General features: G+C 51.3%; 6 protein-coding genes. 1 reads left to right on the top strand and 5 read right to left on the bottom strand.

Features of this window, described 5'->3' with window-relative positions:
• Positions 1–183: 183 nt before the first annotated feature.
• The 5 genes from Q0V82_RS16285 to Q0V82_RS16265 all read right to left on the bottom strand — a co-directional run bounded on the left by Q0V82_RS16285 (position 184) and on the right by Q0V82_RS16265 (position 4,181).
• Positions 184–489 (bottom strand): metal-sensitive transcriptional regulator, encoded by a 306-nt coding sequence (locus Q0V82_RS16285; RefSeq protein WP_297577466.1) that lies wholly within the window; start codon positions 487–489, stop codon positions 184–186.
• The gene (locus Q0V82_RS16280) at positions 473–682 is read right to left on the bottom strand and encodes a heavy-metal-associated domain-containing protein (RefSeq protein ID WP_297577463.1); all 210 of its coding nucleotides are present in this window, start codon (positions 680–682) and stop codon (positions 473–475) included. Before Q0V82_RS16280 ends, Q0V82_RS16285 begins: the two co-directional genes overlap by 17 nt.
• 9 nt (positions 683–691) lie before the next feature.
• On the bottom strand, positions 692–3,046 hold the full coding sequence (locus Q0V82_RS16275) for a heavy metal translocating P-type ATPase (protein WP_297577460.1): 2,355 nt from the start codon (positions 3,044–3,046) through the stop codon (positions 692–694).
• Between the two features lie 273 nt (positions 3,047–3,319).
• On the bottom strand, positions 3,320–3,634 hold the full coding sequence (locus Q0V82_RS16270; RefSeq protein ID WP_297577457.1) for an RnfH family protein: 315 nt from the start codon (positions 3,632–3,634) through the stop codon (positions 3,320–3,322).
• Between the two features lie 118 nt (positions 3,635–3,752).
• Positions 3,753–4,181 (bottom strand): type II toxin-antitoxin system RatA family toxin, encoded by a 429-nt coding sequence (locus Q0V82_RS16265; protein ID WP_297577454.1) that lies wholly within the window; start codon positions 4,179–4,181, stop codon positions 3,753–3,755.
• A gap of 48 nt (positions 4,182–4,229) precedes the next feature.
• On the opposite strand from Q0V82_RS16265, the gene dnaB reads away from it, so the two are divergent.
• Positions 4,230–5,657, top strand: a 1,428-nt coding sequence (gene dnaB / locus Q0V82_RS16260; protein ID WP_374758561.1) for a replicative DNA helicase, incomplete at its 3' end; no start/stop codon positions are given.

Raw genomic sequence — 5,657 nt, 5'->3', positions numbered from 1 at the left:
GGTCCCCGTCGCGGACTGCGACTGTAAAACAATGTGCCGCAGGCACTTAAAACCATCAACACGTAATCTGAACATTGCCAAAAAATAAAGGGTATTGCTTGGTAGGCATGATGATTCATGCACTACAAAGCAATACCCTTATTGCTGCGCGCCACCATGTCGTGGCGAGATTAACTCAAATGTTTAACCGCGCACTTTTTTAACCACTTGCATCAATTGCGCCGCAGCTTCATCACCTTGGCCGGTTTTAAGCGCTTGGGCGATGCAGTCTTGGGTTTGTTGTTCAAGCAAAATCAGACCTAAAGCATCCAGCGCCGAGCGGGCTGCTGCCACTTGATTGAGGATGTCGCCACTGTATTTTTCTTCTTCGACCATGCGGGTGATGCCCGAAACTTGGCCGACGATGCGGTTAAGTCGCTTGATCAGTAAGTCGCGATTAGGGCGCGGCAACTGGGTTTTGTCTTGCGTCTTTTTAATGCTTGATGTCATATCCGGCTTCCTCGATGGCTGATTCCAGTGCGGCGCGACTGGTTTGTTGGGCGTCGAACACAATATGTGCCGCGCCGGGTTTGAGTGTGACATTGGCCGACTGCACCCCTGTCACGGCTTGCAGAACACGCGTTACGCCAGCAGTGCAGCCGCCGCACGTCATGCCGTCAATTTGAATATCGATGCTTTCCATCGCAACTCCTTAGCTTTTCCAGCGTTTTAATAGCAATGCATTACTGACCACCGAAATCGACGACATCGCCATTGCGGCACCGGCAACAATCGGGTTGAGTAGCCCTAAGGCGGCAACAGGAATGCCTAAGACGTTATAAATAAAGGCAAAAAATAAATTTTGCCGAATTTTACGGATCGTGGCTTTCGATAGGCTAATGGCCGCCGCAATATGTGCAATATCGTTGCGCATTAGCGTGATGTCGGCGGTTTCAATCGCGATGCTAGCGCCACTTTGCATCGCAAAGCTCACATTGGCTGCCGCCAAAGCGGGCGCATCATTGATGCCGTCCCCCGCCATGGCCACATGCCGGCCTTGGGCTTGCAACTGAGTGATCAGTGCCGCTTTGTCTTTGGGGCTCATTTGCGCTTGAAACGTCGTGATGCCCAGCTCATTGGCAATCACTGCTGCCGTGGCGGGGTTGTCACCGGTGAGCATAATGATGTTGATGCCGGCTAGTTGCAAGGATTTGACGGCGGCTTTTGCATCAATGCGCGGCGTGTCTTTTAGGCCGATAAAGCCTTGCAATTGATCATTTTTAGCCAGCGCGATCACGGTTTGTCCGGCTTGCGTCATGGCCTCAAGTTGCGATTTTTGTGCGGCATTAAGCGGGCTTACCCAGTCTGGGCGACCGACTTTAAACTGATCGTTGCCAATTTGTGCCGACATACCAAGACCCACTGCCGTGTGAATCTCGCTGGCGACCAGCAAGACGAGCTGCCGCGTTTGGGCTTCGCTGATTAAGGCGTGCGCCAAAGGGTGTTGCGAGTGGGCTTCGATGCTAGCCGCTTGTAAAAGCAAATCTGCTTCAGTGCCATTGACTAAATGGATTTGACTGACCTTGGGCTTGCCTTCGGTGAGTGTGCCGGTTTTGTCGACAATCAAGGTGTCGATATGGCTGGCCAATTCCAAAGCGCTGGCATTGCGAAACAATAAGCCGTTTTTGGCACCGAGCCCCACACCGACCATAATCGCGGTCGGGGTTGCTAATCCCAACGCACATGGACAAGCAATAACTAAGACGGCAATCGCGTGAATTAAAGCCGTGGTTGGATCATTTAATACCAGCCAAGTGGCAATAAAAGTCACTAGGGCAATGATCAGCACCACCGGCACAAAAATAGCGGCGATTTGATCGGCCAAGCGTTGAATTGGCGCTTTACTACCTTGGGCTTGGCGCACCATACGAATAATCGCGGCCAATTGGGTGTCTGCGCCAATGCTGCTGGCCCGGATGGTAATGCTGCCTTGGCTGCTGCGGGTGCCGGCAAACACAGTCTCACCGATGGTTTTGCTGGCAGGGATGGATTCTCCGGTCAGCATGGCTTCATCAACCGCAACGCTGCCACTGAGAATCACGCCATCGACGGCAATGCTTTCACCATCGCGCACCATTAAAATATCGCCTTGCTGGATATTGGTAATCGCCAGTTCTAGCCATTGTCCATTGCGCTCAACTCGGGCGGTTTGCGGCTGTAGCGCCAGTAATTCGCTAATGGCGCTGGCGGTTTTGTGTTTGGCCCGGCTTTCTAGCCATTTACCCAGCATGACTAAAGTAATAATCGCCGCGCTGGCTTCAAAATACAGATCATGTCGCCCAGCATACCAAGCCCAGCAGCTATACAGCCAAGCCATCGACGTGCCGAGCGCCACCAGCACATCCATATTGGCGGCACCACCGCGCAGCGCAAAATAAGCCCCGCGATAAAACCGCAAGCCAGGAATAAATTGCACCATGCTGGCGAGCACAAATTGCACGGCAAAAGGCAAAATACCATGTCGGCCAAATAGCATGCCGCCCATTTCAATTAAAAAGGGCAGAGTGCAGACGATGGCAATGATAAACAGCCAAGGTGTTTCGGTTGGGGGTGCGGTATTGATGGCGGTGCTTGCTGGGCTGGAAAAGCCGGCTTTTTCAATCGCCGCTTTCACCGTAGCTAAATCAATCAGGCCGCGTGGGGCGCTGATTTGGGCGGTTTCATTGGCAAAATTAACTTGGGCGCTTAAATTGGGCAGTCGATTGAGGACTTTCTCTAGCCGCAGCGCGCAAGCGCTGCAGGTCATCCCTTCGATAGGGAGTTCAAGCTGCTGACGCGGCACTTGGTAGCCGGCGTGTTCAATCGCTTGAATAATGGGGGCGATTTGAATGGTGGGATTGCTGCTATTAATTTGCGCCGTCTCGCTAGCAAAATTAACACTCGCTTGAAGACCTTCTAAGCGATTGAGTACCTTTTCAATCCGCTGAGCGCAGGCAGAGCAAGTCATGCCCTCGATGGGTATATCGATGGAAGTGTTGCTGGCTAATGGGTTCAGGGTTTGACTCATGGGGGTATAGTAGGCTGGATGTGACATACCCGCAAGGGGTATATCGCCACCGTTCAGCCCTTAACTGGCGACGCTAGTCAGCTTGCTGTGGCTTGGTTTTTGACGATAAAACGGCTGCCAATGCGCGACTTTATTCGGTTTTTAGTCGATTGCATTGGGCTGGCTGTTACTTGCGCCGGCGGTGATGGCCGGCTCATGGCCAAGTAAAAACTGCAGCGCAGTTGCGACACCTTGATTGAGCAGAGTGCGCCGGTCTTGGGCTTGCTGGGCGAATTACTCAGCGTCGCCACCGCCTTTTTTCATGGCCTTGCCCGCTTGCGCCCGTTGCCGGCGGACTTCTTTCGGGTCGGCAATCAGTGGGCGATAGATTTCAACCCGATCTTTGTCGCGTAGCACGGTGTCGAGCTTGACGGCTTTAGCAAAAATGCCGATTTTTTGTTGGCTTAAATCAATTTCGGGAAACTCCAGCAATAAACCGGATTGTTCGATGGCGTGTTGTGCGGTGCAGCCAACAGGCACTTTAATGCTGAGTAGTTTTTGTTTTTTTGCCGTGGCATAAACCACTTCAACGGTGATGAGTTCACTCATAGCGGTCTTTGTGTTGTGTTCTAAATACGGTTTAAGGCGATTGGCCTGCGATTTATTGATCTAGTCAGTATTGCGCTCTGGCTTAGGCGGTGAGCGCTTTGGCAGCAAATACCTCGGATTAGCCAAATTTTCGGTCGGCCTCTTTGACAAAAGCATCGACAAAGGTTGACGTAATCTTGCCAAATACCGGCCCGATAATGGCGTCCAAAGCCCGATTGGAAAACTCATAATCGAGTGAAAATTCGACTTTGCAGGCGTCTTCCATCAGCGGCGTAAAGCGCCAAACGCCGGTGAGGGCCTTAAATGGGCCGTCGACAAAATGCATGACGATTTCGTTTTCGGTTTTGGTGTCACGGGTGCGAAAAAACGTACTTACTTTTAAAAATTCGATTTTGATGGTGACATCTAAGATCTGTGCTGAGCGTTCGTGTACTTCGACACCGCCGCACCAAGGTAAAAATCGTGGGTAATCTTCCACGCGATCGACTAAATCGAACATTTCTTGGGCGGAATGGGAGACAAGAACTGATTTGCGTAAACACTGCATGGCTTTGAAGGGGTAAAATAGCGAACTAATCTACCCTGTGATTGAGAAATGACTGATTATCCTGACCAAGTGAACGAGATGCAAGCGAGCTATCGCGCTAATTCGCATGCCGATGATGAAACAGCGGTCTATCGGATTCCGCCGCACTCGGTTGAAGCGGAGCAATCGGTGCTCGGTGGTTTGATGCTCGACAATCAGGCCTTCGACAAGATTGCCGATATTATTGGTGATCAAGACTTTTATCGTGAAGACCATCGCCGTATCTATCAAGCCATTATTAAATTGGTTGAGCACAATCGCCCAGCCGATGTGATCACGGTGAAAGAGTCGCTCGATACTACCAATGACTTAACGTATGTCGGTGGGCTCGCCTATCTAGGCTCCTTGGTACAAAACACCCCCTCGGCCGCCAATATTCGTCGTTACGCCGAAATCGTGCGCGAAAAGTCAGTGATGCGTCAGCTCGCTAGCGTAGCGACAGAAATCGCCGATGCGACGTTTTTCCCCAATGGGCGGGACGCCAAGCAATTACTCGATGAGGCCGAATCGCGGGTGTTTATGATTGCCGAGCAATCACAAAAAGGTAGCCAAGGCTTTTTTGCCATGCCGCCGATTTTGAAAGAAATCGTCGAGCGCATCGATTATTTGTACCAACAAGACAATCCATCTGAAATTACCGGCACGGCGACCGGCTTTATCGATCTGGATAAAATGACTTCCGGCCTACAAGGCGGTGATTTGATTATTGTTGCTGGCCGTCCGTCAATGGGGAAAACGGCGTTTTCGATCAATATTGCTGAGAACGTCGCCATTGATAGCAAATTGCCAGTAGCGATTTTCTCAATGGAAATGGGCGCTGCGCAATTGGGGATGCGGATGGTCGGTTCGGTGGGCAAGATCGATATGCATAAGCTTAAAACCGGTAAGTTTGAAGACGACGATTGGCTGCGCCTTACGCATGCCGTGGGTAAGCTGTCTGAAGCGCCGATTTTTATTGAAGAAACCGGCGCGCTCACCGCGCTGGATATCCGCACTAAATCACGACGTTTGGCACGGCAATGCGGCGGTCAGCTTGGATTGATTGTGATCGACTATTTGCAATTGATGGCGGGGCGCTCGGGCGCAAAAGACCAAAATCGTGCGACTGAACTCGGAGAGATTTCACGTTCACTCAAAGGTCTGGCGCGCGAACTCAAATGCCCAATTATTGCGCTGTCGCAGTTAAGCCGTTCGGTCGAGCAACGTACCGACAAACGCCCAATGATGTCCGATTTGCGCGAATCGGGGGCGATTGAGCAAGATGCTGACTTGATTATGTTTTTGTATCGTGATGAATATTACAATCCAGATAGCCAATTTAAAGGCATTGCTGAATGTATCTTGGGTAAGCACCGCAATGGCCCAACCGGAAAAATCCCGCTGGTATTCCAAGGGATGCATTCACGCTTTGATAATGCGCTGATGCGGCCAGATGGC

Origin of the sequence: uncultured Deefgea sp., assembly GCF_947072475.1 — a bacterium.
Lineage (GTDB): Bacteria > Pseudomonadota > Gammaproteobacteria > Burkholderiales > Chitinibacteraceae > Deefgea.
This window is presented reverse-complemented; position numbering and strand designations above follow the sequence as displayed.

Excerpts from the sequence above, each read along its gene's own strand:
- Q0V82_RS16270 (WP_297577457.1), bottom strand. The coding sequence starts at position 3,634 with ATGAGTGAACTCATCACCGTTGAAGTGGTTTATGCCACGGCAAAAAAA.
- Q0V82_RS16285 (WP_297577466.1), bottom strand. The coding sequence starts at position 489 with ATGACATCAAGCATTAAAAAGACGCAAGACAAAACCCAGTTGCCGCGC.
- Q0V82_RS16280 (WP_297577463.1), bottom strand. The coding sequence starts at position 682 with ATGGAAAGCATCGATATTCAAATTGACGGCATGACGTGCGGCGGCTGC.
- Q0V82_RS16265 (WP_297577454.1), bottom strand. The coding sequence starts at position 4,181 with ATGCAGTGTTTACGCAAATCAGTTCTTGTCTCCCATTCCGCCCAAGAA.
- Q0V82_RS16275 (WP_297577460.1), bottom strand. The coding sequence starts at position 3,046 with ATGAGTCAAACCCTGAACCCATTAGCCAGCAACACTTCCATCGATATA.